At 61.9% G+C, this 25,616-nt stretch carries 15 protein-coding genes; 2 read left to right on the plus strand and 13 right to left on the minus strand.

Going from position 1 to position 25,616, the window contains the following annotated elements:
* Positions 1-247: 247 nt before the first annotated feature.
* Positions 248-1,063 (minus strand): alpha/beta hydrolase, encoded by an 816-nt coding sequence (locus tag GYN08_RS08435; protein ID WP_166273737.1) that lies wholly within the window; start codon positions 1,061-1,063, stop codon positions 248-250.
* A 202-nt stretch (positions 1,064-1,265) separates the two neighbouring features.
* On the opposite strand from GYN08_RS08435, the gene GYN08_RS08440 reads away from it, so the two are divergent.
* Together GYN08_RS08440 and GYN08_RS08445 are read left to right on the plus strand one after the other, a co-directional pair.
* On the plus strand, positions 1,266-1,913 hold the full coding sequence (locus GYN08_RS08440; RefSeq protein ID WP_235946012.1) for a YukJ family protein: 648 nt from the start codon (positions 1,266-1,268) through the stop codon (positions 1,911-1,913).
* Positions 1,914-1,967: 54 nt separating this feature from the next.
* Entirely contained in the window at positions 1,968-2,609 is a 642-nt protein-coding gene (locus GYN08_RS08445; RefSeq protein WP_166273739.1) for a DUF1129 family protein, read from the plus strand.
* Positions 2,610-2,707: 98 nt separating this feature from the next.
* Here the strand turns inward: GYN08_RS08445 and GYN08_RS08450 are convergent, their stop codons facing one another.
* The 12 genes from GYN08_RS08450 to GYN08_RS08505 all read right to left on the minus strand — a co-directional run bounded on the left by GYN08_RS08450 (position 2,708) and on the right by GYN08_RS08505 (position 25,423).
* Positions 2,708-3,748, minus strand: a complete 1,041-nt coding sequence (locus GYN08_RS08450) for a bacteriocin biosynthesis protein AlbD (protein ID WP_166273740.1) — start codon at positions 3,746-3,748, stop codon at positions 2,708-2,710.
* 235 nt (positions 3,749-3,983) lie between these two features.
* On the minus strand, positions 3,984-4,646 hold the full coding sequence (locus GYN08_RS08455; protein WP_235946019.1) for an ATP-binding cassette domain-containing protein: 663 nt from the start codon (positions 4,644-4,646) through the stop codon (positions 3,984-3,986).
* A gap of 56 nt (positions 4,647-4,702) precedes the next feature.
* Positions 4,703-4,861 (minus strand): antibiotic biosynthesis protein AlbB, encoded by a 159-nt coding sequence (locus tag GYN08_RS08460; protein ID WP_166273741.1) that lies wholly within the window; start codon positions 4,859-4,861, stop codon positions 4,703-4,705.
* Positions 4,862-5,079: 218 nt separating this feature from the next.
* Entirely contained in the window at positions 5,080-7,683 is a 2,604-nt protein-coding gene (locus GYN08_RS08465; protein WP_166273742.1) for a GH36-type glycosyl hydrolase domain-containing protein, read from the minus strand.
* 71 nt (positions 7,684-7,754) lie between these two features.
* A complete protein-coding gene (locus GYN08_RS08470; RefSeq protein ID WP_235946023.1) occupies positions 7,755-12,176 on the minus strand; it encodes a glycoside hydrolase family 2 TIM barrel-domain containing protein in 4,422 nt (1,473 codons plus the stop codon).
* A 4-nt stretch (positions 12,177-12,180) separates the two neighbouring features.
* On the minus strand, positions 12,181-12,945 hold the full coding sequence (locus GYN08_RS08475; protein ID WP_235946024.1) for a hypothetical protein: 765 nt from the start codon (positions 12,943-12,945) through the stop codon (positions 12,181-12,183).
* A gap of 45 nt (positions 12,946-12,990) precedes the next feature.
* Positions 12,991-15,267 (minus strand): helix-turn-helix transcriptional regulator, encoded by a 2,277-nt coding sequence (locus GYN08_RS08480; RefSeq protein ID WP_166273743.1) that lies wholly within the window; start codon positions 15,265-15,267, stop codon positions 12,991-12,993.
* Positions 15,268-15,437: 170 nt separating this feature from the next.
* Positions 15,438-19,676 (minus strand): Ig-like domain-containing protein, encoded by a 4,239-nt coding sequence (locus tag GYN08_RS08485; RefSeq protein ID WP_166273744.1) that lies wholly within the window; start codon positions 19,674-19,676, stop codon positions 15,438-15,440.
* Positions 19,677-19,789: 113 nt separating this feature from the next.
* Positions 19,790-21,862 carry a hypothetical protein gene (locus GYN08_RS08490; protein WP_166273745.1) on the minus strand — a complete coding sequence of 691 codons (2,073 nt, stop codon included), beginning with the start codon at positions 21,860-21,862 and terminating at the stop codon, positions 19,790-19,792.
* A gap of 78 nt (positions 21,863-21,940) precedes the next feature.
* Positions 21,941-23,626 carry an extracellular solute-binding protein gene (locus tag GYN08_RS08495; protein ID WP_166273746.1) on the minus strand — a complete coding sequence of 562 codons (1,686 nt, stop codon included), beginning with the start codon at positions 23,624-23,626 and terminating at the stop codon, positions 21,941-21,943.
* A 41-nt stretch (positions 23,627-23,667) separates the two neighbouring features.
* Positions 23,668-24,543, minus strand: a complete 876-nt coding sequence (locus GYN08_RS08500; protein WP_166273747.1) for a carbohydrate ABC transporter permease — start codon at positions 24,541-24,543, stop codon at positions 23,668-23,670.
* 13 nt (positions 24,544-24,556) lie between these two features.
* Positions 24,557-25,423 (minus strand): ABC transporter permease, encoded by an 867-nt coding sequence (locus tag GYN08_RS08505; protein WP_235946091.1) that lies wholly within the window; start codon positions 25,421-25,423, stop codon positions 24,557-24,559.
* Positions 25,424-25,616: the final 193 nt, after the last annotated feature.

Raw genomic sequence — 25,616 nt, forward strand, 5'->3', positions numbered from 1 at the left:
TATTTTCGGCTTATGAGTGCTTTTTGACAAAATAACTGCGTAGGAGCACTTATTTACGTTTTTCCGCCTCTGATTTCGTTCTTTTTCGCAAAATAGCTGCTCTCCTGCACTTATTTTGAATTTAGACGAGGATTTGCGCGAAATAGGTGCTCTCGCGCCTCTATTTCTGAAGAGCCGGATCGTCCGCCCCGGCAGCGCGGCAGATTGTCCAATGCTGCCAGCAGCCCCGGCAGCGCTCCGCGAGACGTCAGATCGTCCAGTGCTGCCAATCGACCTCGTTCTTATGCCGGTCCTGCAGCCAGCGTTTGGTAATATCGAGCAGCTGCCGGCGGTGCGGGCCGCACGAATACGTATGGTTCGCCTGGAAGATGATCTCCTTGTCGCAGCGGGCGTCTTCCCGCGTCCAGAACAGCTTCTGGTACAGGAAGGCATAGTCGACGGGGATGACATCGTCCGACGTCCCGTGCACGACCAGCACGTCGCCGTAGAACTTGCCCGCTTCCTGAAAAGGCTGGAACGCGCCGAGCGATTCGAAAAATACCGGCGTAAACGAATAACCGAGGTAATCGGCGCTGCCCGTGCGGACCGACTCGTCATACGTGCCGCGTCCCGTAATCTTGACGATATCGTTGAACGGGTAGCCGACGGCCGACCACAACGCCAGGCTCTTGACCCGGCGGTCGCGGACCGCCGTCAGCAGCGCCACCGCGCCGCCGAGACTGTGCCCGATCAGCGTTACGCGGCTCGGATCGATATCCGCGCAGGTCATCGCGTAATCGAGCACGGTCCGCGTCTGGCGGATCATCGATTCGATCCCCTCTTCGCCGTAAACGCCGCCGCTCTCCCCGCAGCCGGCATAGTCGAAGCGGACGACCAGCTGCCCTTCGGCGGCGAGTTCGCGCGCCGTCGTCACAAAGAGCCGATCCACGCCGATCCGGCTTCCGACGAATCCGTGGCAGATGACCGTCAGCGGCAGACGGCCTTCACAGCCTCCCGAAGTCGGGTAATGAATCGTGGCGGTCAAATCGTGTTGTTCGTGGCGGATCAGAATCTGGCGTTCCATGGCAGCAGCCTCCCCGTTTTTTAATCCCTAGTGTTTTGGTATGAATTATATCTATCTTACCGCCCCGAGCGACTTCCTGTCAATTTGAACTTCGTCCGTGCTTCCTTCTTCGTCTCCGCCAAGCTGACCTCTTCCGGCGTAGACCCGAACCTCCGATTGCGATATGCTTAAAAGAGTCCAACAGCACGGGAGGGAATGTCCATTGAGCCGCTATCGTTACGGCGTGCTGAAAGCCAAGGCGGTTCGGTCGATTCACGGATTCGGCAGTCAGCCGCACTTTCATATTTGCTTGGAAGACGACCGGGGAACCCGCTACCGGGCGTCGATCAACATCAAGTCCAAAGCTTCGCCGTCGGAGCTGCTTTACTGCATCCGTCCCTGTTTCCCCGGCGATGCCGAGCAGCTGAAAGCGCTGCCCCGCGGGCTTACTCCCATCGAGAAGGAGCTGCCGGTTCGGGGATTGGATTTCGTCCGTCGTCCGCTGTTCCGCCGCGAAGAAATGGTCCCGCTGCCGGCCAGTCTGCCGGGACCGGACAACGACCTGAACGAGAAGATCGTCGCCTTGATCGATTCGGCCATCGCGGCCCGCGCGGATCTGTACGTCTTCGGCGACAGTTGGGGCCCCGAACCGGAGACGCCGGACTATTATTTCGGCTTTCGCCCCGGACGGGGGCTGCATAACATCCATATGAATCAGGGCAACGCGCGGCCGTGGCATGACGATAACGGCGCCTTTCGGGACGGAGCGATTCTGGTCCGCTTCGCGGAAGGGGACCGGTGGATCGGTCTCTTTCTCGCCTTTCAGTCGCAGTCGTGGGAAACAGACGAACGCGGCCATGCGGCGGACTGATCCGTTCCCGTTCCCATCAAGGCCATCCAGGAGATATCGAGGAGGATTACAAGCTTGAGCGTCAGAAAAACAATTCGCGAGATCAACGGTATCCGCGACCAATTAAGCAAAAAGAACGCCGAATATTTCGATGAAGTCATCGTGCACGTCAGGTCGAGCCGGGTTACGGAAGAAAGCGGCGAGGACTGGCTGCTGGCGCGCGGCCGCGAGCTGCTTGCCGCCCAGCAAAAAGGCGGCACGGCAGCCAAACTGTTCGGGCAAGATCCGGTCGCTTTCGCCGACGGAGCGCTCGCCGGACTGCCGCAGCGCAGAGCCGAAAACCGTTCGCGCCTGTGGCTGCTCGCCCCTTGGGCGGCGCTGAGCTGGACGTTCCTTCTGCTCGGCTTGACCGCGTTATTCGCGCCGGAAACCGAGAACGTCAATATCGGCCTGCTGCTGATCGTCGTCGTCGGAGCGCTTGTTCTTGTCGAGGTGCTGATGCGCCTCGTTCGCCGAGATCCCGGCGAGGGCGTCCCGGCGCCGCCGAAATTCAACGCGCGTAACGTCGGCACGATGCTGGCGGTGCTCGTTGCCGTCGGGATCGCGGGATTGCTGCTGATCCGGATCATGCCCGTCGTCACGATTCCGTACTGGCTGAGCCTCGCGCTCGCGGCGGCCGGCTTCGTGGGCCAGTTCGCGCTGCTGCGGAGAAGATAGAATTCGGACCGCGAAGTCTCCCCGGTTCAAAAAGAAAGGACGCCGCAGGCCTGCGGCGTCCTTTTTTTACATCCGATTCGGAACGGCTCGCCTTCGCTTTAAGCAAAGAAGCCGCCCTCCCTTATACTCAAAATGTAAAATATGATCGCAAAAAGCAGGATGACGCCCAGATTGGAATAAGGCTGCGGCAGCAGCGCGGCAAGGAACAACGGCGCGCAAAATGCGTAGGACCGGTATTTGCGGGAATTGTTCCACAACTTTTGTTCGGTCGTCCACTGCATAAGAGGCTGCCGTTCGTCAACGCGAAGACGGATGGCCGCGCCGGCGGCGACAAGTTCCAATCCTTGCAGGACCGCCCACAAGGAAGGCCTTTCTTTCAGCACCCCGGACAAAACCGCGACGATCGTCGCAAAAGCCGCGATCAACAGGCCGGAGTAGAATCCGTATTTCTGCCAAAAAAGAGACTTGGGCCGAATCGGCAGAGCCAACAAAAGAATGCGATTGTTTTTCTCGATGGAATAAAGCAGCGCGATCGGCGAAACGGATAACAGGAGCGCGGCCAGCGCGGTCAGAGCCCCCGATAACCCCGCAATTCTCGAGTGAACGAAGTTATAACAGAAAAAAGCCGAAAAGGCGGCCATGACTCCATAATTCAAAAGCATCGGCTTGGATGAAACGAATCTCTTCCACTCTCGCCGATAAAAAGAAAAACTTCCTTTTCGAGCTCGATCGGCCGCATGTTTTTTTGGGGGGACAGGTCTGAGTAAAAGCGGATATTCCTTCCAAAGCATCCAAGCGGCATGAAGCAGAAGAGGAAAGGCGTAAGCCGCTCTCCAATGAAATGCCGCCACGCAAACGACGACCAGCGCAGCCCCGTGTAACGCGATTCTCGCCAGGCGAGCATAAAGCACAAGATTTCCGAACAAAATGCCCAGCATGACCGCATAAAAAGTCAAAGTCGCGAACTTGGCCAGCCAGTATAGACTTTCGTAAAAAGGCAGTTCGCTCCGAACAACCAGAAAAACCGGAAGAATCAAAAAGAAAACCGTTCTTCGCAGACAGGTATCCATAAGGACGAACAACACTTCCGCCGTCCAAAATACTCGGGAAGAAATCGGCAGGGTGCATACCAATTCCATAAAAGAGTCTCTCCACTGCGATAACACGAATAAGGCCGTCAAGTATACGTTCATGAAAATAAGCGACCCGATGATATAAGGACGATCCAAAATCGCGGCTCCGATTCCCGCCTGCCGCAGCAGGGATACTTCCAATACGACGAGGACCAGAAGACCGAACGCGATCCGAATCCCGTCTTTTTTACCGTACTTGCCGTAGAACTGCCGGGTCAGAAAACGAAACATCGACGAAACGTCATTCATGGCGAACCACCTCGAAGAAAATCCGGTGAAGATCGGTATTCGAATCGACCGGCACATGCAGCGCAATTTTTTTACGATCCAAAATAAAGACCGACTGGCAAAATCTTTGAACGATCTCCAGCAAGTGAGAAGAAAACAAGACGCTCCCGCCCCGCTGGCAGTATTCCCTTATTTTATCGTAAAAAACCTCGATGGATTCCACGTCCAAGCCGACAAGCGGTTCATCCAGAATAAACAGCGGCGTATTCAATAGCAGGCCGGTCATGAGAACCGTTTTTTGTTTATTTCCGAGAGACAGTTCGCCAATCGTCCGATCCAAGTACGCTTCGCAATGAAACTGCCGGGCCAATTCGACGAGCTCCCCTTCTTCGAAAGAACGGCGATACAGCTTATGAACGAACTCCGCGTACTGCCTCATCGTCAGCTCGCCAAACAAAACCGGCGAATCCGCAGCCAAGTAACGCTCGCATTTGACCCTGAACCAGTCCCCTTCATCGGATTCGGGATTGATGGCGACTTCGGACATTCGAAAACCGCCCGAAAAACGCCGATTCAACCCGCAAATCGTGTGCAAGAGCGTCGTCTTGCCCGCACCGTTTATCCCGAGAAGCCCGTAAACCCTGCCGCCTTCCAGCGTTAAATCGATACGATCCAATACGATTTCTCCCGGCTTGTATCACGCGGATAACCCTTCGATTTGCAGCGGCCGCATTACTTACGGCCCGCCTTCAAGAAACGCAGCCCGAACAAAGCGGCAACCGCGAACGCGATAACCGTAAAAAGCAGATCTCCTTTTACCGCGTATACAATACCCGAAACCAAAAAAATGACAGTGACCAGTACGGAAATCCAGGCGTGACGTTTTTCCATGAAAATTCCTCCTTAATATAAGCTGCGAGTTCCGGAATTGGCTTAAGCTTCTCTCGATATTCTTATTTTATGTAATTTATTGGTGTGTATATACATTAAGTCTTCAGCTTCATTTTTTCAATATCTATTCTCCATCCGTAACTTTTTTGTAAAAAAGCGAAAAGGCCGCCATTTAAATGACGGCCTGCCCGGTTCATCCCTGTTCGGTTCAATGCGAATCACAAAACGACTTCTACCCTCACCGTCTCTCCCGGAGCGTATATCGGCAGCTGGTTCCCTTCGAGGCGTTCTCCGCCGACGAAGACTTCCTTGACGACGCGGCCTTCCCCGCTCTCGTTGCGAACCTCGATCTCGTACAGGGCGCCCCGGAAACGGCGGGATACCGTATAACCTTCCCACTCCGGCGGGATGCACGGATCGATCCGCAGCCCTTCCAGCGACGCCCGGACGCCCAAAATATGCTGCGTGGCGGCCACGTACATCCAGGCGGCCGTTCCCGTCAGCCAGGAGACGTTCGCCAGGCCGAATTTGTCGGAATCCGGGCCGAACAGGTTCGACGCGTACACGTAAGGCTCCGCGCGGTAGCGTTCGATTCCGGCCTTGTCCATCGCCACGCTCGGGATGAGCTGCCGGTAGTATTTGTACGCCAGATCGCCGCGGCCCAGCATGCACTCCGCGATAATCGCCCACGTGTTGGCATGGCAGAATACCGCTCCGTTTTCGCCCGTTCCGGGATTGTAATTCGTGAGCGGATCTTCGGCACTCGGGAAATCGACGATCGGCGGATGCAGCTTTTTGATGCCCAGCTCCGTATCGAGCATGTCCCTCACGCTGTCCATCGCGATCCGCCCTTTTTCCCCGTCCGCCATGCCCGAGAGCACCGACCACGTCTGCGCGTTCAGCCACAGCTTGGCTTGATCGTGCTCGTCCGTTCCCAGAAAGCGCCCGTCGTCCATCACCGCGCGCCGGAACCATTTGCCGTCCCAGCCCGCCTCGTTTACCCGCTTCTGCTGGTCATCGTACAGCTTCCGGTAGCGTTCCGCGTCTTCGCCGCCGCCCGCCATAGGCGCCAGATCGATCATCTTGAGCAGCGCCGTCCCGAACTGCATCGCCGTCCAGATGCTCTCGCCCCTGCCTTCGCGGCAGACGCGGAACAGCTGGTCGTTCCAGTCCGAACGCAGCATGAGCGGGAAGCCGTTCGCGCCCAGATGGTCTTCCGTAAAATCGATCGCCCGCCGCAGATGTTCGTAGACGCTGCCTTCCCCTCCGTCGTAATACGGAATCTGTTCGGCCAAAAAGGAAGCGTCCCCGCTCTCCGCGATCAGATCCCACACCGCCAGCGCCGTCCACAGATGATCGTCCGAATGGACGCTCGTCACCGGGTCCCAGCCTTCATGCGGGAAAAAGTAATGGTTCACGTGTCCGTCGGCGTACTGCTGCCCGAGCAGCAGGCGCAGCTTGTCTTTCGCGGCTTCGATGTCGTGCGGGACGACGGCCAGAACGTCCTGCGCCGTGTCGCGGAAGCCCACGCCCCGGAACGTGCCCGTCGCGTAGAACGAGATGTTGCGGGAAAACAGGAAGTTGCGCTGCGCCTGATACGGGTTCCAGACGTTCAGCATCCGCTGCGCCTCGGGGTCCGGCAGTTCGCAGTTCCAGGCGCCCAGGTAATCGTCCCAGTTCTCGCGCAATCCGGCAAAAGAACGCGCTGCGAAGTCCTTCTGCCGAGACCGCTCCACGGCCAGCAGCGCCTCCGCCTCGTCCGGCGCGGTGCCGAGGAACACGTTGATCTCCTTCGTCTCGCCGGGCGCCAGCGTCACCGTCATCTGCAGCGCGCCGCACGGATCGCCGCCGAGCAGCGTCGAATTCGTGCAGCCGCCGCGCTCGATCGCCAGCGGATTCGATTCGCTCCGGTAGCTGCCGATAAACGCGTCGCGGTCGCCGTCATAGCCGGTCAGCGGAACGTCGGCGGCGAAATAGACCAGCGGCGTCTCCTCCGGCTTCGGTTGGTTCTCGACGCCGTAGCGGTACAGCAGCACGCCGCCTTCCGCATGCGTGACCGACACCTGATGCTTGTTGTAGCACTGCCACTGCAGCTCGCGCATGAATTCCATCATGCCGAATTCGGCATAGGCGTACACGTTGAGCGTTTTTTCCTCGGGACCGTCGTTGGTCAGATTAAGGTTCCAGATCAGCGAATTCTCTTCCGGACCGACGAAATAGACCGTACGGGCGGAGATGCCGCCCTTCGCCGCTTCGAAGCGGGTGTAGCCCATGCCGTGCGCGCTTTTCCAGGCGTCCGGGCGGGTGAAGGACGGCTCGTTGGTCGGACACCAGTATTCCGCCGAAGCCCGATTCAAATCGGCAGCCGAACCCGCGTCCGAACCGCTTCCCCGGTCCGTTTCCTGGATGTACAGATAAGGACCGGAGCGGTCGGTCGGCAGGTGGAAAAAGCGGTAGCGCGTAATTCTCCAGATCTGCGGCGACTTGTAAAAGGCGACTCCGCCTCCGGCATGCGACAGCATCATATGAAAAGTGCCGTTGGACAGGTAGTTCATCCAGGGCGTCGGCAGATCGCGGCGGTAGAACTCGATTTCGCGCGCTTCGTCGAGGAAAGCGTAAGCGCCGTCCGAGCGGCGTTCGGGCATGCCGGCGGCGGACGGAGAGGCGGTGTCCGGCACCGTCTCTCCGACGGACGAAGCGCCGTCGGCGCCGGAACGGGCGGCGGACAGCGCCGCTGCCCCGGCGGCCGCGGCCGCGGCGGGACCGAGCGCGGACAATCGGCCGGCATTCCCGGCTGCGCTTCGTTTTTCGTTAACGTTCATGGTTGGATTCGCTCCTTTCGGCTGCGGTCTGCGGATTCGGAAAATCTAGTCGGGCCTCTGTCGGCCCCCGTTTACTTCGGTTCGACCTCGTCGATCGTCATGCGATAGCGCAGATCGTCCATCGGCGTGCCGTCCGGATGTTCGAAAAAGACGCCCAGCGCGATATCTTCCGCCGCGCCGCGGACGACGGCGATCAGGCGGTTGACGCCCGGACGCAGCTCCGACGGATAATGAGGGCCTTCGAGCCGACGGCCGTTCAGCCACGGCTCGACCGAGACCGCGTTTCCCGTGATCCGCAGCCGGAAAGGCCGTCCGGCTTCGGCATCCGATTCCGCGGCGCCCATTTCCCGCGGCTCCGTTTCCGGCGGCAGCACGAAAGCGCTCAGGAACCACAGCCCCCCGGCCGAGCCTTGAATGCGCATCTTCCCGTCTTCGGGACTGCGTTCTTTTTTCTTCATCCAGCCGTACAGCCCTTCGCCCAGATTGTTGAGCGAAAATTCGGGATCGGTATAATAGGCCCTCATCTCTTCTTCGTTCTGATAAGGCTCGCACGGCAGCGCCATCATCGCTTCCGCCGCGTATTGGGCGTCGCCTTTGGCGCTGCTCCACAGATCGTCCGCGTAAGCGGCGCCCATATTGGCCAGCAGCCTGGCGTACACCCGCAGGCTCTTGTCGAGCCCCGGCCGCAGAGGAATCTGCGAGCAGACGATCGAGCCGGAGCCGACCGGCGCTTCGACGACGAACGCACCCGGTCTTCTCGCGCGCTCGCGATTCAGCTCGACCAGCGCCAACCGGCTGTGCTCGGCCGTGTGCTTGTGCACGAAATAATCTTTCCATGCCGTCCCTTCGACGCTGACGCAGACCCGGCGGACGCCTTCGGCGTCGATGCGGTGCAGGCCCAGCGGCAGATTGTCGACGTCGCGCGGCGAAAGGTGCACTTTGTCCAGGCCGAACAGATCGGCCGGACTCAGGCCGGCGGCCAGCGGACGGGCATAATCCGCTTCCAGCTGGTAAGCCTCGTGGGCGGTCACCGAGACCGGACGGCCGAGCAGGCGCGACAGCGCGTCGCCGTGCGATTCGTCGCACGGCAGCACCAGCACCGCGCCGCCGGCTTCGGCGAAGGCGCGGGCCGCCTCCGGCGCGCCCGGCTCGCGCAGCAGGGCGGGATCGAGCAGCAGCAGTCCGGGCCGGACGGCCGAGCTCCGCGCAGCTTCCGGCGCGCTCTCCCCGCTCAGGCGAACCGCCAGCGCCGACAGGTCGCTGGCGCGGCGCAGCGGCTCGTACGGCAGCGACAGCGCCGCCAAGAAGCGCTCGGCCATGCCGCCTCGCGCGGCCAGGAAGCGCACCGGCGCGGCCGCGCTTCCTTCGGCTCCGCCCGGCGGAGCCGTCAGGGCGCCGCGCGCCCCCGCCCGCGCGGCGTCGGCGCGGCCCGCATGCGCCAGCAGCCGGCGCAGCAGCAGGCACGCCTGCGGCACGCGCGCGAACCGGCCCGTCAGCCCGAGCTGGTTCGCGAGCATGTATCCTTCCCCGCCGCGGTATTCCAGCAGCGGCGTCCACAGATCGCCGCCGTCGCCGAAGTCGCCGGCGGCGCATTCCAGCAGCAGGCGGAAGTCGCCCGCCGCCGGCTTTTCGAAAGCGGCGTCGATGATCGGCACCGGCCCCTCCTCGCGCAGCTCCGGGTCCCAGAACATAAGATCGTCGTCGCCGAGTCCGGCGAGCACCGGATGATCGCGGCCGCCCGAATGGGCGCGGAGAAAATCGCGCCGGCTCAGCGCCAGGCCGCCGATCGAGAAGCTGTCCTGTTCCAGCACCAGCAGGCGTCCTCCGCGCGCAGCGAAGCTCTTGGCCCCTCGCTCGATGACTCCGCTCCGATCAAGGATGCGGCTGCCGACGATCAGCAGCGCCCCCCGCGGCAGATCGGCCAATCTTTCCGGCTCGACTTCGCGGCAGCCCGGCAGCAGCGAACGGATCAGCCCGTAATCGTCCGCCCCTCCGACATAGAAGCTTTCGCCGTCGACCGTCACCGGATCGGTCTTCATGGCGGCGGGGAAGATCCGGTACGTTTTCCGGACTTCGTGCACCGGCTCGCCGTCATGATACAGGACAGCCGTCAGTTCCGCGGCGTCCTCGGCATACCCGGCTTCCGCCGCCCGGCCTGCCGGGCGCGATGCCGGACGAGGCATCCAGCGGAATTCGGCCGTCTTCGTTTCCGCCGGCTCCTGCCGGAACATCAGCGTCTCTCGGCGGATTTCGTCTCCGTTCTGCGTCACGGTAAATTCCACTTCGACGTCGCGCCCCGTCAGCGTATCGTTATGCACGTCAAAGCTTCGCGCGATCTCCCCGTCGTCGAAGAAGCAGCGATCGTATTCGGCGGCGATGAGCGCGGCCGGGCGGAAAGCTTCCTTCATGATCGCAAAGGACGGGTTCGGGCGGTAAAGCGGATATTCCGGCGGCAGCAGTCCGTTGTTCAGCGTCAGCGAGTAGGCCGGGATATACGCCGGCTTCACGCCGGGCGACTCCAGCTCTTCCCACTCCAGCGGAATATCCCGCTCGGGCATCGCCCTCATGAAATAATGGGCGAAGTTGAACGTCGAAATGCCGGACACGCCTCGGCGGCGCGCATATTCGACGAACAGCCGCTCTTTTTCCGCCAGCCCTTTGACCGCTTCGTCGGTGTGCCGGTACGCGTTTAGCCCCATATAGACGCTGGCGTTCTGCGGACAAATATACCACCAGCTGCCGTGCTCGCCGAACGTCAGCGGCACGCTGCGATCCCACTGTCCGATCGTGCCGTCGATGTTGTAATGCCGGCTCTCCACTTCGGTCAGATTTTTCGGCAGCAGCCGGTTATCCCCTTCCGCCACGATGAGACGCGTCGGATCGAGACTGCGCATGGCGTCCATCATGGCGGGAATATGCCGCTTGAATTCGTCGCGGCCGTCGACCCAGCGCATTTCGTTCTCCACGCTCCAGAGAATCACCGACGGATGGTTGCGGTCGCGCAGCACCAGACGGCGCACATGCTCCATGCAGTTCCGGATGTAGTCCGGATGATCCGCCGCCATCGACTTGCCCGAACCGTAGATCGCCGTTTCGCTCACCAGCAGCATGCCGGTCTCGTCCGCGACGCGCAGGAAATATTCCGGGTAAGGTTCCGCGTGCAGCCGGATGCAGTTGACCCCGACCTCCCGGCATACGGCGTACCAGGATCGCACGTATTCTTCCGTCTGCTGCGTCGGCCCCTGAAAATGCCAGGAGTCGCCCCGCAGACGAAGCGGAACGCCGTTCAGCATGAAATTCGGCCCTTCGCTCCAGAACTCGCGGAACCCGAACCTTTCCAGCGTCCGGTCGATCGGAGTCCCCCGTTCCTGCAGCTCCAGTTCGGCTTCGTACAAGACGGGCGAGTCCGGACTCCACAGCTCCGCGTCCGTCCAATCCAGCCGAAACTCCGCCGCGCCGATCGGAGGCAGCGCGTCGTTTTCGCACAGCCGGCCGGAATGCGCAGCTTCTCCGGGACGAAACGGGAACCCGTCCCCCGATCCTTCTTCCGCCTTGCTGCCCGTATGCGGGCCGCCGGCTGCCGGCGCCGCGTTCCCGGCCTGGGCATGAGGCCAATCGTTCCCCTCGCCGCCTTCCCGTACCGCACCGGCCCCGCTTGAAGCTTTCACCTCCGCCCGGGCTTCCAGCACCGGCGCTTCTTCCGGCCGGCCGGCGCGACGCACCTTCAGCGCGACCGACAGATCGCCGGACGGCCGGCATCCGCCGCTTCCGCCGACGAGCGCGTCGATTTCCAGCCTGCCTTCCCGCACCGAAGTGCGAACGGCGATCCGTTCCAGCGCCGCCCGCGGGTAGCTTTCCAGCCAGACGTCCTGCCACAGCCCACGCCCCAGATAACCGAACCAGGAGCCGGTCAGTCCCGTCACTTTGATCGCCCCCGAAGGGATCGCCGTCTTGTCGAAATTGGCGCAGACGACCTGCAGCTCGTGGGTTCCGCCGGGACGCGCCCGATCCGTGACGTCGAGACGCAGCGGCAGATAGCCGTCGCGCCAGACCGCGATCCGCTCCCCGTCCAGATAGACCGCCGCCTGCTGCATGACGCCGTCGAGCCGAAGCACGATCCGCCGTCCCGCCCAGGCTTCCGGTACCGCGAAATTCCGGCGCAGCAGGCCCGCTTCCGCGGCGTCCCACTCCGGCGGATAACCGTACGGCGCGAACAACTCGTAATCGTACTCTTCGATCTTTCCGAACGCGTACCCCGGCCGCGATTCGTACGACCCCCGCCAGCTGGACGGCACCCTCACCTTCCGTTCCCCGTAAACCGCCGACTTCGGCAGCGACAGCTCCTGCGGCCGATCGGGCAGCGGCATGAAATCCCATTCCCCGTTCAGGCTGATCCGGTCTCGCCCCGAATCTCCCGGCATCGCCGCGCGGTTCGCTTGCCCGGGCATGACGGCTTCCGCCCGTGCTCCCGTATCCTTCGTCTCTCTCGGCATCGCTTCAGTCTCCTTCCTGATCCGGCAGCCGCGCCTCCAGCACCCGGTCCGCGTTCAGCCAGACCGTCTGCCCCTCCGGCGCATCCCGCCATTCGATAAAATGCGGCTGCATCGCCGATCCCCAATCTTTCGGCGTATTGCGGGTCTTCAGCGTTCCTTCGTACGGCGGAGGCCCGATCGTGGCCGGACGCTCCGCATAGAAAAACAGCAGGTTTTCATGCAGCCCGATGATCCCGTATTTGTCCCCGTCCCCCGGCTTCTCTTCCTGATATTGATAATGGTAAAAAACGTAGCTCGCCGTCATGTCCGGCTTCAGCCGCGCGACGCGCCCGTGACTTTCCGACGACCTTCCTCCCCCGGCCCCGCCGGCTTTCAGATCGCTCTCGGCCTTCCCTCTGTCCGCTTCCCCCTTGTTCGGCGCCGCCGTTTTCCGCCACGGTTCTCTCGCATCCGGACGCCGATAATGGAAAATGTCCGTCATCGGCACGAACAACCTTCCTCCGCGTTCTCCCGGCCAGACCGACAGCACGTTCTCCGCCCCGGGAAAAAGAGCTTCCGCATCCAACGGCGCGGCATCGGCTTCTTCCGTCGGCCCGGTCGTTTCCGCATACAGGAACCAGTGCCCGCCTTCGCCGAAGACGCTCAGCCGCGCGGCGCCGGCTTCCTCCATTGCGGATTCGAGACGGTCCCGCTCGCCTTCCGCCTGCCGAAAATAAGCCGCCGCCGCTTCCGTATCCGGACTCCAAGCCCGGTATATCCACCTTTTCATGCGCTTCTCCTTCCGTTTTCCCCAGTGCTCCGGCAGCGCAGGCCGTCAACCGCCGCGCTTTCGTCTCGGGCCGCCGTTCTGCCGCTCTTTGCGGTACTCGCCGGGCGTCAGTCCCTCCAGCTTCTTGAACACGCGGATAAAGGACATCGGATACAGATAACCGACTTTTTCCGCGATCGTCTGCACGGACTCCTCGGTCTCCACGAGCAGCCGCTTCGCCTCTTCCATCCGCAGCCGGGCCAGATAATCGACGAACTTCTCGCCGATCTCTTCCTTGAAGATCCGGCTGATCGCTTTGGCATTGCCGTCGAACGCTTCGCTGATATGCGTAAGCGAGAAGTCCGGGTCGCTGTAATGCTCGGCGACGTATTCCCGCATCCGGTTCGCCAAGTCGTAATGCTCGCGGTTCATCCGGCCTTCGCGCAGTCTTCCTTCCGCTTCGCGCAGCGAGTCGAGCAGCGGGGCGCGAAGTTCCCCGATCCATTCGAAATCCCCCGGCGAGGACGGAATGCCGCGCAGGTCGCAGCCGTTCCAGATGTCCTGCATCGGCTGCGGCAGCTCCTGCATCTCCCGCCCGAACTGCGCCTGAAGCAGATTCAGCAGCCGGACGATATCTTCCTTCGAATAGCCGTCCGACGCGATCAGGGCGAAGAAGCGTTCCACCAGCTCTTCCCATTCCGCGCTGCCCAGCCGGAACGCCAGCGCCGCTTCGCGCACCGTCTGCACCATCACGTCCATGCCTTCTCCCTTGGCGGCGCCTTCCCCGGCGCGGCCGAACACATACACGCGGTCCGGGCCTTCCGCCACTTTGCGGTCCAACGCGGCCGATGCTTTGCGGTATGCGGCCGGAATGCCGGAAAGGTCGCCGGCCGGGCCGCCGAAGCCGAAAGTCGCCGTAAACTTCGCGTTCTGCTTCAGCCATCCGCCCGCCTGCTGCGCCATTGCCGCCAGACGGGCGGCATCGGCCGGCCGGGCGGAATCCGGACGCCGCCGGTACAGCAAGCCCAGCCGGTCGGGCCCGATCCATTCCGTCCAGAGCGGCTCCCCGCATTCGTCCGCGATCTCTTGAATGACGCTGCGCAGCATGAATTTGAACAGCGCCAAGTCCCGGGCGGTATGCTCCGCCGACAGCGAAGCATAGGCGTCGATCTCGGCGACGCCGACGACGCTGCCTTCGAATTCGCCGGTCACGCCGAGATTTTCCGTCTCCCGGCTCCATTCCTCCGGCGGCATCTCTCGGCTGCCCTCCAGCAGCTCCTTGAACATATGAGCCCGCCGGTACGGCAGCCCTTCCGCCTGCTGGCGCTCATAGTCGTTGGTCTGTTCGATCAGCTTCTCCAGCGAGCGCTCGATAAACGCGAATTCGTCGTCGCTTCGGCCCGGCGTCAGAATCCCCCGTCCCCGGTGCTGCTCCGCCAGCGCGGCGATCCGGTTCATGACCTGTCCGAGCGGCCGGTAATGCCGGTGGCTGATATACGTCATGGCGGCGATCCCCCCGATGACGGCGGCGAATCCGAGCAGCGCCCACGCGCCGGAAAAAGCGGTCAGCAGCGAGAACGCGCCGGCGCCGGCCAAGCGCACCTCCACGCCCCATCCGGTATAAGCCGAAGTCATCCGGATCGTTTCGCGTCCTCCTTCATCGGAGCAGCTCTGCTCGGACCCTCCGATGATGCCGCCGAATTCGTCTTTGATGCAGACGTCGGTATTTTCACGGCTCATTTCCTGAATCATCGACTGGATCGACTCTTTGCGCACGTTGACGACGATCAAGCCCTGTTCCCCGGAAAAATAGGGCACCTGCTTGCTGAGCGACACGACGGCCCTCGGCTCGCGGTCGCCCGGAAACAGCTGCATCTGCCGCAGGCCGCTCCAGGCGGGCGCCGCCGGGTCGGCCAGCGTTCGCTCGATAAAATCCCGATCGCCGAACGCCGGCAGCGTGGACGAAAACGACTGCATCAGCACTTTGTCGTCGGCTTTGCGGTACAGGTAGACGGAATCGATCATCGGCAGGGGAGACATGAAATCGAGCAGCGCCTCGGTCACTCCGTAATCGCGGTAGGGCGTGGACACGGCCGACTCCTGAAAAAAACCGCTGACCCGGTCGCTCAGCAGCAGCCCCTTGATCGTGGGCGTCTCGATTCCCCGCAGCGAAGTATCGACCACCTGCACCAGATTCTGCGCGTAGATCTCGTTCGCGCGGAGCGTCTGCTTGCGCACCGTCTCGCTCAGCGTCATGAAAAAAACGATCACGAGGCAGGACACCACCGCGAACAGGATCGGCAGATACGACAAAATGAGCCGGTAAAGCCACTTTTTATGCATGTTCTCCCTCCCCTGTATGACCCGCGGCGCAGCCGTGAAGGCCGCGTCGAATGCCCGGCCGTTCCGTCAAAACCGTCCTTTTTCTCCCGAACGGACTCCTGCCGCCATACGGACGAACCGGCGCAGGGAGAGAAAGCTCTCCGCTGCGCCGATACGGCCCCTCTTCTTGCTTAATGCGACAATTCCGTGATCCGCTGGCGGGAAATGAAGCCCAGATGCCCCGCTTCGCCGATCGCTTCCTCCGAGGTGTCGAGATAGTTGAATACTTCCTGGCCGTCCGACTTGAGAATGATGCGCACGCCTCCTTCTTCCTGGAACACGCCCGTTTCGAGCTCGTGCTTCTGGCCGAAGGTCAGCATCGTGTTCGGAACGCCGAAGCCTTCAAGGCCCGGAATTTTGCCTTCTTTGTCGAGCGCTCCGTAAAGGATCGTGCGCTCGCCTTTATTGAACCGGTGCAGCTCGATTTTTTTGCCGTCCGCGATTACCAGATACATGGTGCCGGTATTGTAGTTTTGTTCGATATCCTGGCTGCCCAGCATCATCGCGTACCAGTTGGCCGAATCCGGCGCATCGTCGATCTTCAGATCGAACTCCAGCATTTCGTTCTGGAACTTGCGCTCCGCGTAGACCATATAGCCGGCCGGCGCGCGCAGCGCCAGCACGCCGTCTTCCAGCTCGCTGAGCCCGTTGGCCGGCGTATTGACGTACCAGCCTTCCGGATTGCCGATCTCCGGCTCCAGCGAATGGACGTCGGCGCTCTGCCCGTTCCAGACGCGCACGGTATATTCGGTGACGATCTTGTCGCCCGACTCCGATTCGGCCGTCAGCGTGAGCGCCGCCGTTCCGACGGACAGAGCCGTCAGCTCGCCCGAAGGCGTGACGTCGAATACCGACTTGTCCGAGCTTTTGTACTTGATTTTGCCGAGCGGTTCCCGATCTCCGAACTTCGTGACTCCGTAAGGTTCAAGCTGCCGGGTCGAGCCTTCGCGAACATGCGCGACGCCGCCCGGTTGGCCTTCCAGCGCGATGCTTTCCGGCACGTCGCCGACCTGTACCTGCGCCTTCACCGTCCGCAGCACGCTTCCTTCGATAATAAGCGCTTCGACTTCCGCCGTTCCCTGCGCGGCGCCCGTCACCTCGCCCTGCGCGTCGATCGTCGCGACCGAAGGATTCAGACTGCGATAATGGATTTCCGCGCCCTCGCTGCCGAGCGCTTCATCCTTGCCGCCGCGCTTGATCGGCGCAAGCGCCGCGCTCTGTCCCGGTTCGAGTTCGAGATCCGCCGCGCTCCAGCGGCCGATCTCCGCGTCGTTCAGCGATAAGTAAGCGGATTCAAGACCGGCATTGTCGATAATCGCCCGCGCTTCCTGCGGCCAATTCGCGTCCGGCACGACCGTGTTGTTTTCGAATACGACGCCTGTGCCGTTATTGGTGTAAGTGCCGGTCGTCGTATAGTTGTTCACGTACTCCACGTCGTGGATCGACGCCACGTAAGCCATCGCCCAGCGGATCGAGGAGGTCCACGGCGGCGTGTCTTTCAGGTCGATGACGTTGTTCTCGAACCGCCAGTAGGCCGATCCCTCGTCGGTATAAAGCGCCGCATTGGCATCCAACTGATTGCGCACATAGTTGCCCCGAACGAGGTTTTTGTCGGCCGCGGTACCGCCCGTCGTGCCCAGCGTATAGATCGCGCCGCCGTCGCGCAGTCCCATTCCCATTAGATCATAAATCAGGTTATTCTCGATTTTTACATTTTTGGTAACCGGATCAAAATCTTTCGCCCAGCCGTAGCCCATGTGCACGCCGCTGTAAGGCAGGTTGTACATTTCGTTGTGGCTGATTTCCATATCGAGCGGATATCCCGCGGATACGGCCGCCGCCGACTTGTAATCGACGCCGATATCGTGGATGACGTTGCTGCGGATATCGTTGTTCTTCATGCTCAGCCGGTGATCGTCCGGATTGAACACGTTCCGGTCCGACGAATCCGGCTGGCCGACGTTGATCGCGCCGCCCGAAATGTCGTAGAACCGATTGCCTTCGATCAAGCTGTTCTGCACGCCGTTCTGCAGCCGAAGCCCCGTAATGCCGAGCTTCGCGAATGTCGTGCCGCTGAAGTTCACCGTGTTCGCCAACTCGATCTCGACCGCGGCGGGCGCCAGTTCGTCCGGCGTTCCTTTGTACCGCAGATGATTGTTCTGGGCGTCGGAATGGCCGGCGTCCGTGCTCGGATGCGTCCAGGTCGAGTACATGAAGGCGAGATCCTCGAAGTTCAGGTTGCGGACCGGATTGTCGGCCGATTCGCCCGTCACCGTCGCCAGCTGCTCCAGCACCGGCGCGATCACCCGCGCGGCGCTCAGATCCTCCCATTCGCGAGGCATATAATACATGACTCCGGCATCCCGGTCATGGTACCATTCGCCCGGTTCGTCGAGCAGTTCGATCGCGTTCTCGTAACGGACCGGCAGCGTCGCCGACGTCTGTCCCCGGTTCTCCGTGTTGGACCAGCCGGGCTCGCGGAGCGTGAATTCCGCCAGGCCGTTCGCTTCCGTCACCGACTGCACCCGGACTCTGGAATTGGTCCATACATCCTCGAATACCAGCTCCAGCTCGTTCGGGTCGCTCCAAGACGCGATCTCCGTATCCCGCGACGCATAGCCGGCGGCCGTCTTGTTCGGTCGGTCCAGCCCGCCTTCGCTGCGCGCCCGCACCGCGCGGACGCCGTCGACGAACAGCTGGCGGGTCTCCAAGCCGCTCCCGACGTCGGCCCGGTAAATGCCGCTGCCCGCCTGCGTTTCCGTCCAGCCGGTTATTTCCCTTCCGCCGCTGATGACGGTATCTTCGCCGCCCGCGCCGCGGTACACGACGAAGTGTCCGTTCGTGCCCGAATCTTCCGGCGTAAACGCCAGCGTCCCGGCCGGCACGTAAGTACCCGCCCCCAGATTCACGACGATGTCGCCCGTCATGTCATCGTTCAGCGCCCGGACTTCCCGCTGCGCCCGGGCGATCGTCGCGAACGGCGCGCCCCGGCTGCCGTCTCCCGTATCGACGCCCTGCGGCGACACGAACAGCTCGGCCATGACGGTGCGCGCCTCTACCGCAACCGATGCTTCGGCTTCGGCCGAACCGTTTGCCGAACGGGCCGTGATCGTCGTCTGTCCCGGCGCGACGCCGGTTACTTCCCCGTATCGGTCGACCGTCGCGACCGATTCGTTGGCCGAGCTCCAGCTCAGCTCCGCTTCCGTCGTGTCTTCCGGTTCGATCGTCGCGTCCAGCAGCACGCGCGATCCAGCCGGCACCGGACGGTCAAGCGGCGCGATCGTAATGCCGGATGCCGGAATGTCCGCGACGGTGACCGTCGCCTCGGCCGCCGGGACCGGCTCGTCAGGCTGCGCCGAAATGACCGCCGTGCCCGGCGCAATGCCGGTTACCCGGCCGTTGGCGTCGACCGTCGCCACGCTCTCGTCGCTCGAAGAGAAAGCCGCGTTGCGGTCCGTCGCGTTCGCCGGCTCGAAATTCAGCTTCAAGTCGACCGTCCTTCCCGTCGCCACCCAATATTCCGGTTCGCCGAATGCGGCGGCCGACGCCGGAATGTATTCGTTTACATAAATGTCGTCGAAGCTGGCGGCCCCTGAGCTTTCCTTATAAATGCCGAGATAGAAGCTCGTCATCGGGTCCGCGGTCTTCATCGGTTCTTTGGTCAGCAGACGGCGCCCGTCGACTTCGAGATCGAACGTGCCCGCGCCGCTGTCCATCGCGACGCGCACGTCGTACCAGACGTCCGGCGATACCGGCATCAGCTTGGTCCAGCCTTTCGTGTCCTGCTTCATGTAGCTGATCTGTCCGTCGTACACGGCGAACTGGACGATCGAGCCGATCGGCGCGGGAAGCGCCGGGGTCGGCAGATAGACCACCGCGTTATTCTGTTCGACGCTGAAAGCGTACGACAGCGAGCTTTTCCCCGTCGTCACCGGAGCGTTATGGCGGAAGTTATACCCCTGGGCGACCGGCGCGGCCTGCGAGACCCGCAGCACCTTGCCGCCCCGTCCCGGCGAGTCGGCGATCAGGGCCGAAACGCCGGCGGGCGGATTCGTGATCGACCAGCCCGTCGGCGGCGAACCCGCCGTTCCGGACTCGAACGTCTCGGCGACGACCGCCGCCGAAGATGCGGGCTCGGTCGTCTCCGCGGCCTCTTCGGCGGGGTCGGCCGAAGAGGGCCGGACGGCATCGGACGACACAGGACCGGAGGCCTCAGCCTCCGTTTGCTTCGCAGCCGCCTGTGTTTCGACGGACTTCGCCGCCGCTTCCGCGGCCTGCGTCCGCCCCGTCGCTCCTACGGGCAAAAGCCCTGCCGTCAACACCGTTATGATAACGCATACATTCAGTTGTTTCCATACTTTTCCTTTCATAGGTCATCTCCTTCTGCCGTTTCTTGGATTGACTATTATCGATGACGTAAAAGCGAGTGCGGTATTCGATATGTTCGGGACGGCACGCGCGTTGAATCTTTCGGCGTTTCGCTTCAGCTTCCGTGCGGGTCGATATTCAACGCGGTCCGTTCGCGGCCTCCTTCGAGCAGACGGATACGGCGGATGCGTTCATGCGGATCGCGCGGCATTTCGCGGTCGTCCAGCACCGAGTCTTCGATCGTCACCTGCTCGAGCCTTGCCCGTACGGCGGCTTCGTCCGCCGCTTCGTCCAGGCAGAGCACCGCCCAGCCGGTCTCGAGCCGCGGCGCGCAGAGCGTTCTCCGGGCGCCGGCGTACAGCAGCTGGCGCAGCTTCAGCCGCCCTTCCTCGCGCTCGGCGCGCAGCGTGCCGGGCCGGCGTTCCGCCGGGTTCAGTTTCCGCTCGCCAGAGGCGTCCGGCTCGTTCCCCGCCAAGGATCCCTTTGTCTGGGGACCGTCTTCCGCGCCGCCGCTTCCGGACGCCGGCTTCCCTTCTTCCTCGCCGAACCGGATGCCCTGCAGAGCGGCGATCGCGATCGCCGCTCCCGGATAGCGCAGCACATGCCAGGTCCGTCCGTCGCCGCCCGCGACTTCTTCCGCTTCGCCCGCATATCGGTGGACGATCCACTCGTCGGCGATTTCCGCCGCGGGCTGCCGCAGATTCTCCAGCACCCGCAGCGCCAGCAGCGCATGTCCGTTCTGGGCGGCGTAAGTGCGCACTTCCGGATACGGCCGCTGCCGGAAGAGCGCCGGCATCAGGTAAGCGGTCTTATAGCTCTCCGCCGGATGCGTCCGGACCGTCTCCCCGTCGTCCACGTACCAGCGGGCATACGACACCTGCCCCTCTTCGGCCGCCGCGGACAGCGGAAAGCTCTGCCAGCCGAGTCCCCAATTCTCGTGCTGGTAGCTGCCGGGAATGACGGGAAACGCGTTCAGGCTGCCGAGCCGCGTCCGCCGGCCGATCCAGCTGTAGGCCCTCGCGCCGTCGAACACGCGCTCCTCTCGGACTCGGGGCGCGGGAAGCGCGTCCGCCGCGTCCTTCCGCCGCGCTTCCGCCCCGATTCCGTCCTGCGGCCCCCTTTCCCGAAACGCGCTGTCGAACAGCAGCAGCGTCGAGAAGTCGTTGACGTGAAACTCCGTTTCTTCCGCTTGTTCCGTCCCCGTTACGCCGGCAATCAGCCAGGCCAGGCTCGAACGCCGAACTTCGCCGCCGAAGTTGTAGCTGCGGATGGACGGAACCAATTCCCTCCCGTCGTGAAAGCGCAAAATGTTCAGCAGCGTCTCCCGGTGCGCCGCCAGGCGCTCCGCAAGTTCCGGACGCAGCTCCTTCAGCAGCGGCACGGAAATTTCGAGCGCGTTCAGCATGACGCTCTGGTACACGAGGCTCATGTTCTCGCCCCATCCCCAGCCCCTCCGCGACGTATAAGACTCCCACCGCTCGAAGTAATCCGCCGCCGCGTTCAGCCGTGCGCCGTCGCCGAGCAGACCGGCGGCGGCCAGCAGCATCGCGCCGTCGCTCATCGTCTTGTTCGGGTAATACAGCTCCGGCTCCCGGCATTCCCGCTCGAACCAGGCCGCCGCATGCCGGAGCATCTCGTCCGTGACGGCGGCATGCTCCGCCGGAACGGCTTCCGGCACCCTCAACCGCAGCGACACCAGCGGCATCAGAATGAAGAACGCCGCGTTCGAGTCCTGCACTTCTTCCTCCTCCGCGTACCAGCGGAACGCGCCGTAAAACTCGCTCTGCGGATCCGTGATCTGCAGCCCGGCCAGCGCCCGCAGCGTGTCCAATCCCGCCTCGCCCGGGCGATCGGCCGGATCGGCGGCCGACGCGGATATTCTCGCCCCCGGCCGGTCGACCGCGGCGCCGAAAGCCGCTTGGCTCGGCTCCGCGGCCTGTCGCGACCGGGCGAGTCCGGACGCTCTGCCGCCCGCTTCTTCTTCGGTGTCGGGCGCGCCGACCCAAGTCAGCAGCCTTTCCAGCGCGTAATAACCGGCCGAGTACCGGCCTTCGTGGCAGTACGGCAGATGCGCGATCTGACGCGTATGCCCGGACCAATCGTAGCGGATCAGCCCGTCTTCGACGACGATGCCGTCCGATGCCTTTTCGTAAATCCGGCGCATCGCGCGAATTGTCCATTCGTTCAACGCAGACTCCCCTTCCCGCCGCGAGATTTATCCTTTTCCGGACTTAAAAGCGTTTCGCTTCCGCGGACTTCCGCCGTTTTATTCTTCCTTCTTCATCTGTTCGCCCATCTCGTAAATGTCTTCCATCAGGATGGCATCGTCCTTGTTCTCGGCGTACCACTTCGCGTAAAACTCGTCGATCTGCGCGCCTCCGGCTTTTTCCCATACGCCCTGCGCATCCGAGATAAACTTGTCGACCGCCGCCTCTCCGCCTCCGCCGACGATGGTCTGCATCGCCATGTCGAGGATCGTCTTGTTGGCGTTGGTGTTGATCGTCGCCAGGTTCTGCGGCAGCAGCGGCAGGTAAGAACGCTGCGTGATGCCGACCATCGGACGTTCCGGATTCATGTACGCTTCCACCGCCTGGTCATAGATTTTGATGTAATCCTGCTCCGCCGGCGTCGGATCGACTTTGTTTTTCAATCCGTAATTTTTGCCGAGCAGCGGGGTCAGCATGCTCATGTCGCGGTTGTATTCGAGCTCCGTTTTGTTCTTCTCCGGGTCGATCGGTTTCGCGCGGCCGTCGTCCGTTTTCTCGTAATGTTCGCCTTCGATGCCGTTCTGAATGGTGTTCGTGTATTCGTCGGTGACCATGAAGTCGACCATTTTCATGACCGATTCCGGATCTTTGGCCGCCGAATTGATCATGCCGGTCATCTGCACGGGGCTGCTCAGCGTCGGGCTGTAGCTGCCGAACTGCGTTTCCGGAAGCGGCATCGCGATGACTTCGGCATCCGGCACGTTCTGCTTAAGCGCTTCGTACGAGCCGACGTCCGCGCCGTTGCTGCCGGTGATGCCCAGCTTGCCGGAGATCCACATCTGCTTCTGCTTCTCGCCGTTTTTGTCCGTCACGAAATCTTTGTCGACGACTCCCGCGTCATACAGCTGCTGCTGGAACGCGATCGAAGCGCGGATGCGGTCCCAATCGTGCACGACCTGATCGTTTTCCAGCACCCAAGGAATCTGATCTTCCCCGAACAGCGTGAAGCCCGTGCCGAACATATTGTTCAAGATGATGCCGGCCACGAAGCTGAGCCCCGTTCCTTCCGTGTTGGCCTGGCCGTCTCCGTCGGGGTCCTGCTGCGTGAACGCTTGGGCGACCGCGAGGAATTCTTCCGGCGTCTTCGGCACTTCGAGTCCCAGCTTATCCAGCCAATCTTTGCGGATCAGCAGATAATGGTGCGGATTCAGCGCCATCGGACGGCCGAGCAGATACATTTTGCCGTCTTCCATCGTGGCCGCTTTCCGCAGCGCCGGATATTTTTCCAGCATCGCTTTGTATTCGGTGCTGTGCTGCGCGATCAGGTCGTCCAGCGGCATCAACTGCTTCTGGTTGTAGAGCTGGCCCTGATAAGCGGTGTCGTACTCGAAAATGAGATCGGGTGCCTGACGAGAAGCGAACAGCACGTTGAACTTCTGCAGCGATTCGAAGCGCGGCACCGTCACGTATTTCACGTCGACCGGACCTTTTTCATTGACCCACTTGGTCCAGCGGTTGTTGTCCATCGTGCCTTCCGACGAAGGCACCGTGCCGCGGTCGTACAAGGAAACGGTGATCGAACCGCGCTTCTCGGCGGATGCTCCGCCTTCCCCTTCGGCGCTTGTCGAGCCTCCGCCGCCGCTGCAGCCCGCCGCGGTCAGGGCGAACGTCACGGCAAGAGCGGCATATACGGCTTTTTTGGCTTTTTGGGCGGAACGGACTGCGGAAAGTTTTTTTCTCGTCATACGGATTGACCCTCCTTAGGATAGATGCGGATTGACGATTCTCAACCTTTGATGGCTCCGATCGTGACTCCCTTTACGAAATATCTTTGCAGCAGCGGATAGACGATCAGCATCGGAATGATCATGACCATGATGCCCGCGGACTTGATCCCTTCCGGCGTGATGTTGTTTGCCTGCTGCGTATCCATCGCGTTGATCTCCTGAAGCACCGATTGGCTGCGCACCATCTGCTGGATCAGCACGGTGAGGTTCAGCTTCTCGGGGCTGTTGACGTAGATCATCACGTTGAAAAACGAATTCCAATAGTACACGCCGTAGAATAATCCGATCGTGGCCAGCACGGGAAGCGACAGCGGCAGCACGATCCGCAGCAGCAGCCTCCATTCGCCGGAACCGTCGATGCGCGCGGCCTCCACCAATTCCTCGGGGATGTTTTCGAAAAAGGACCGCATGATCATCATGTTGTACGTGCTGACGAGCGCCGGCAGCCAGAGCGCGCCGTACGTGTTGACGAGACCCAGCGAGCTGACCACGAGATACGTCGGAATCAGGCCGCCGGTGAACAGCATCGTGAACACGATCGCCAGCGAAATCCAGCGGCGTCCGTAGAATTCCCGGCGGGCCAGCGGATAAGCGGCGCAGATCGTCACGATCATGCTCAGCGCCACGCCGACGACCGTGATCAGCACGCTGTTGCCGAACGCGCGCAGAATCGGCGTGCCTTCGAACAGCAGCTTGTACGACTCGAACGTGACGTCTCTCGGCCACAGCGACACGAAGCCCGACAGGACGGCGTTTTTGCCGCTCAGCGACAGCGAAGCGAGATGCAGCAGCGGCAGCAGGCACAGAATGCCGGCCAGCGTCAGCAGCACATAATTGAACAAGTAAAACGTGCGCTCTCCTCTTGTCGATCGCATATTATCCCTCCTTCTACCAAAGTCCCTTGCCGAAGCGGCGGGCGACCGCATTCGTGATCAGTACCAGCACGAACGCCACCAACGATTCGAACATGCCGAGCGCCGCCGTCAGGCTGAACTGTCCGCCCTGCAAGCCGATCGCGTAAATATAAGTGCTGATGACTTCGGAAATGCCGGACACGATCGAGTTCTGCAGCACGTAGACCTGGTCGAAACCGACTTCCATGACCCGGCCCATCGCCAGAATCAGCATGATCACGATCGTCGGCGCGATGCCGGGCAGCGTGATGTGGCGGATCTGCTTCCATTTGCCCGCCCCGTCCATCGACGCCGCTTCGTACAGGCTCGGGTCGATGGAAGTCAGCGCGGCGAGATAAATGATGGCGCTGAATCCGGCGTCTTTCCAGATGCCCGATCCGAGGAAAATGGCGACCCACGAGCTTTCATGGAACAGGAAGGCGAACGATTGGCCGGTCAGCCGCTCCAGCAGCACGTTGACGACGCCCGATTGGGCGAAGATCGTGACCACGAGGCCGCCGACGATGACCCACGAGAAGAAATGCGGCAGATAGACGAGCGTCTGCACGGTTTTCTGGAACCACTTTTTGCGCACCTCGTTCAGCATGATCGCGAGAATGATCGGAAAAGGAAAAGCGACCACGACGCTGAGCACGCTCAGCAGCAGCGTATTGCGGATAATTTGCAGCGACTGCGCCTGGGTGAACAGCATCTTGAAATTGTCGAGTCCGACCCACTGGCTGCCCCAGACGCCTTCGTAAAACGTGTAGTTTTTGAAGGCGATGACCAACCCGGCCATCGGGGCGTACTTGAAGACGAGATAGAAAAGAATGACGGGAACGAACATGAGCCACAGCGGCATGTTCGTCTTGAAGCGCTGAGTCTGCCAGAAGCGCCGGGTCGGCTTTGACGCGTTCGTCAACAGCCCGACTTCTTCGGTGGGATTGGCTTTCATGCCGGAACCTCCTTTTGCCGCCGGTCCGGGAGGGAGGCACGCCGCCGTCCGCTCGCCGACCTTTTGGTAAGCGTTATCATTTTGCGATGTTCAAGCTGTC

This window comes from Saccharibacillus alkalitolerans, from assembly GCF_011090185.1.
Taxonomy (GTDB): domain Bacteria; phylum Bacillota; class Bacilli; order Paenibacillales; family Paenibacillaceae; genus Saccharibacillus; species Saccharibacillus alkalitolerans.

Bases quoted from the DNA above. Each gene is read 5' to 3' on its own strand.
- GYN08_RS08435 (WP_166273737.1), bottom strand. From the start codon at position 1,063: ATGGAACGCCAGATTCTGATCCGCCACGAACAACACGATTTGACCGCC.
- GYN08_RS08450 (WP_166273740.1), bottom strand. From the start codon at position 3,748: ATGGAATTGGTATGCACCCTGCCGATTTCTTCCCGAGTATTTTGGACG.
- GYN08_RS08460 (WP_166273741.1), bottom strand. From the start codon at position 4,861: ATGGAAAAACGTCACGCCTGGATTTCCGTACTGGTCACTGTCATTTTT.
- GYN08_RS08465 (WP_166273742.1), bottom strand. From the start codon at position 7,683: ATGAACGTTAACGAAAAACGAAGCGCAGCCGGGAATGCCGGCCGATTG.
- GYN08_RS08470 (WP_235946023.1), bottom strand. From the start codon at position 12,176: ATGCCGAGAGAGACGAAGGATACGGGAGCACGGGCGGAAGCCGTCATG.
- GYN08_RS08475 (WP_235946024.1), bottom strand. From the start codon at position 12,945: ATGAAAAGGTGGATATACCGGGCTTGGAGTCCGGATACGGAAGCGGCG.
- GYN08_RS08480 (WP_166273743.1), bottom strand. From the start codon at position 15,267: ATGCATAAAAAGTGGCTTTACCGGCTCATTTTGTCGTATCTGCCGATC.
- GYN08_RS08485 (WP_166273744.1), bottom strand. From the start codon at position 19,676: ATGAAAGGAAAAGTATGGAAACAACTGAATGTATGCGTTATCATAACG.
- GYN08_RS08495 (WP_166273746.1), bottom strand. From the start codon at position 23,626: ATGACGAGAAAAAAACTTTCCGCAGTCCGTTCCGCCCAAAAAGCCAAA.
- GYN08_RS08500 (WP_166273747.1), bottom strand. From the start codon at position 24,543: ATGCGATCGACAAGAGGAGAGCGCACGTTTTACTTGTTCAATTATGTG.
- GYN08_RS08505 (WP_235946091.1), bottom strand. From the start codon at position 25,423: ATGCCGCTGTGGCTCATGTTCGTTCCCGTCATTCTTTTCTATCTCGTC.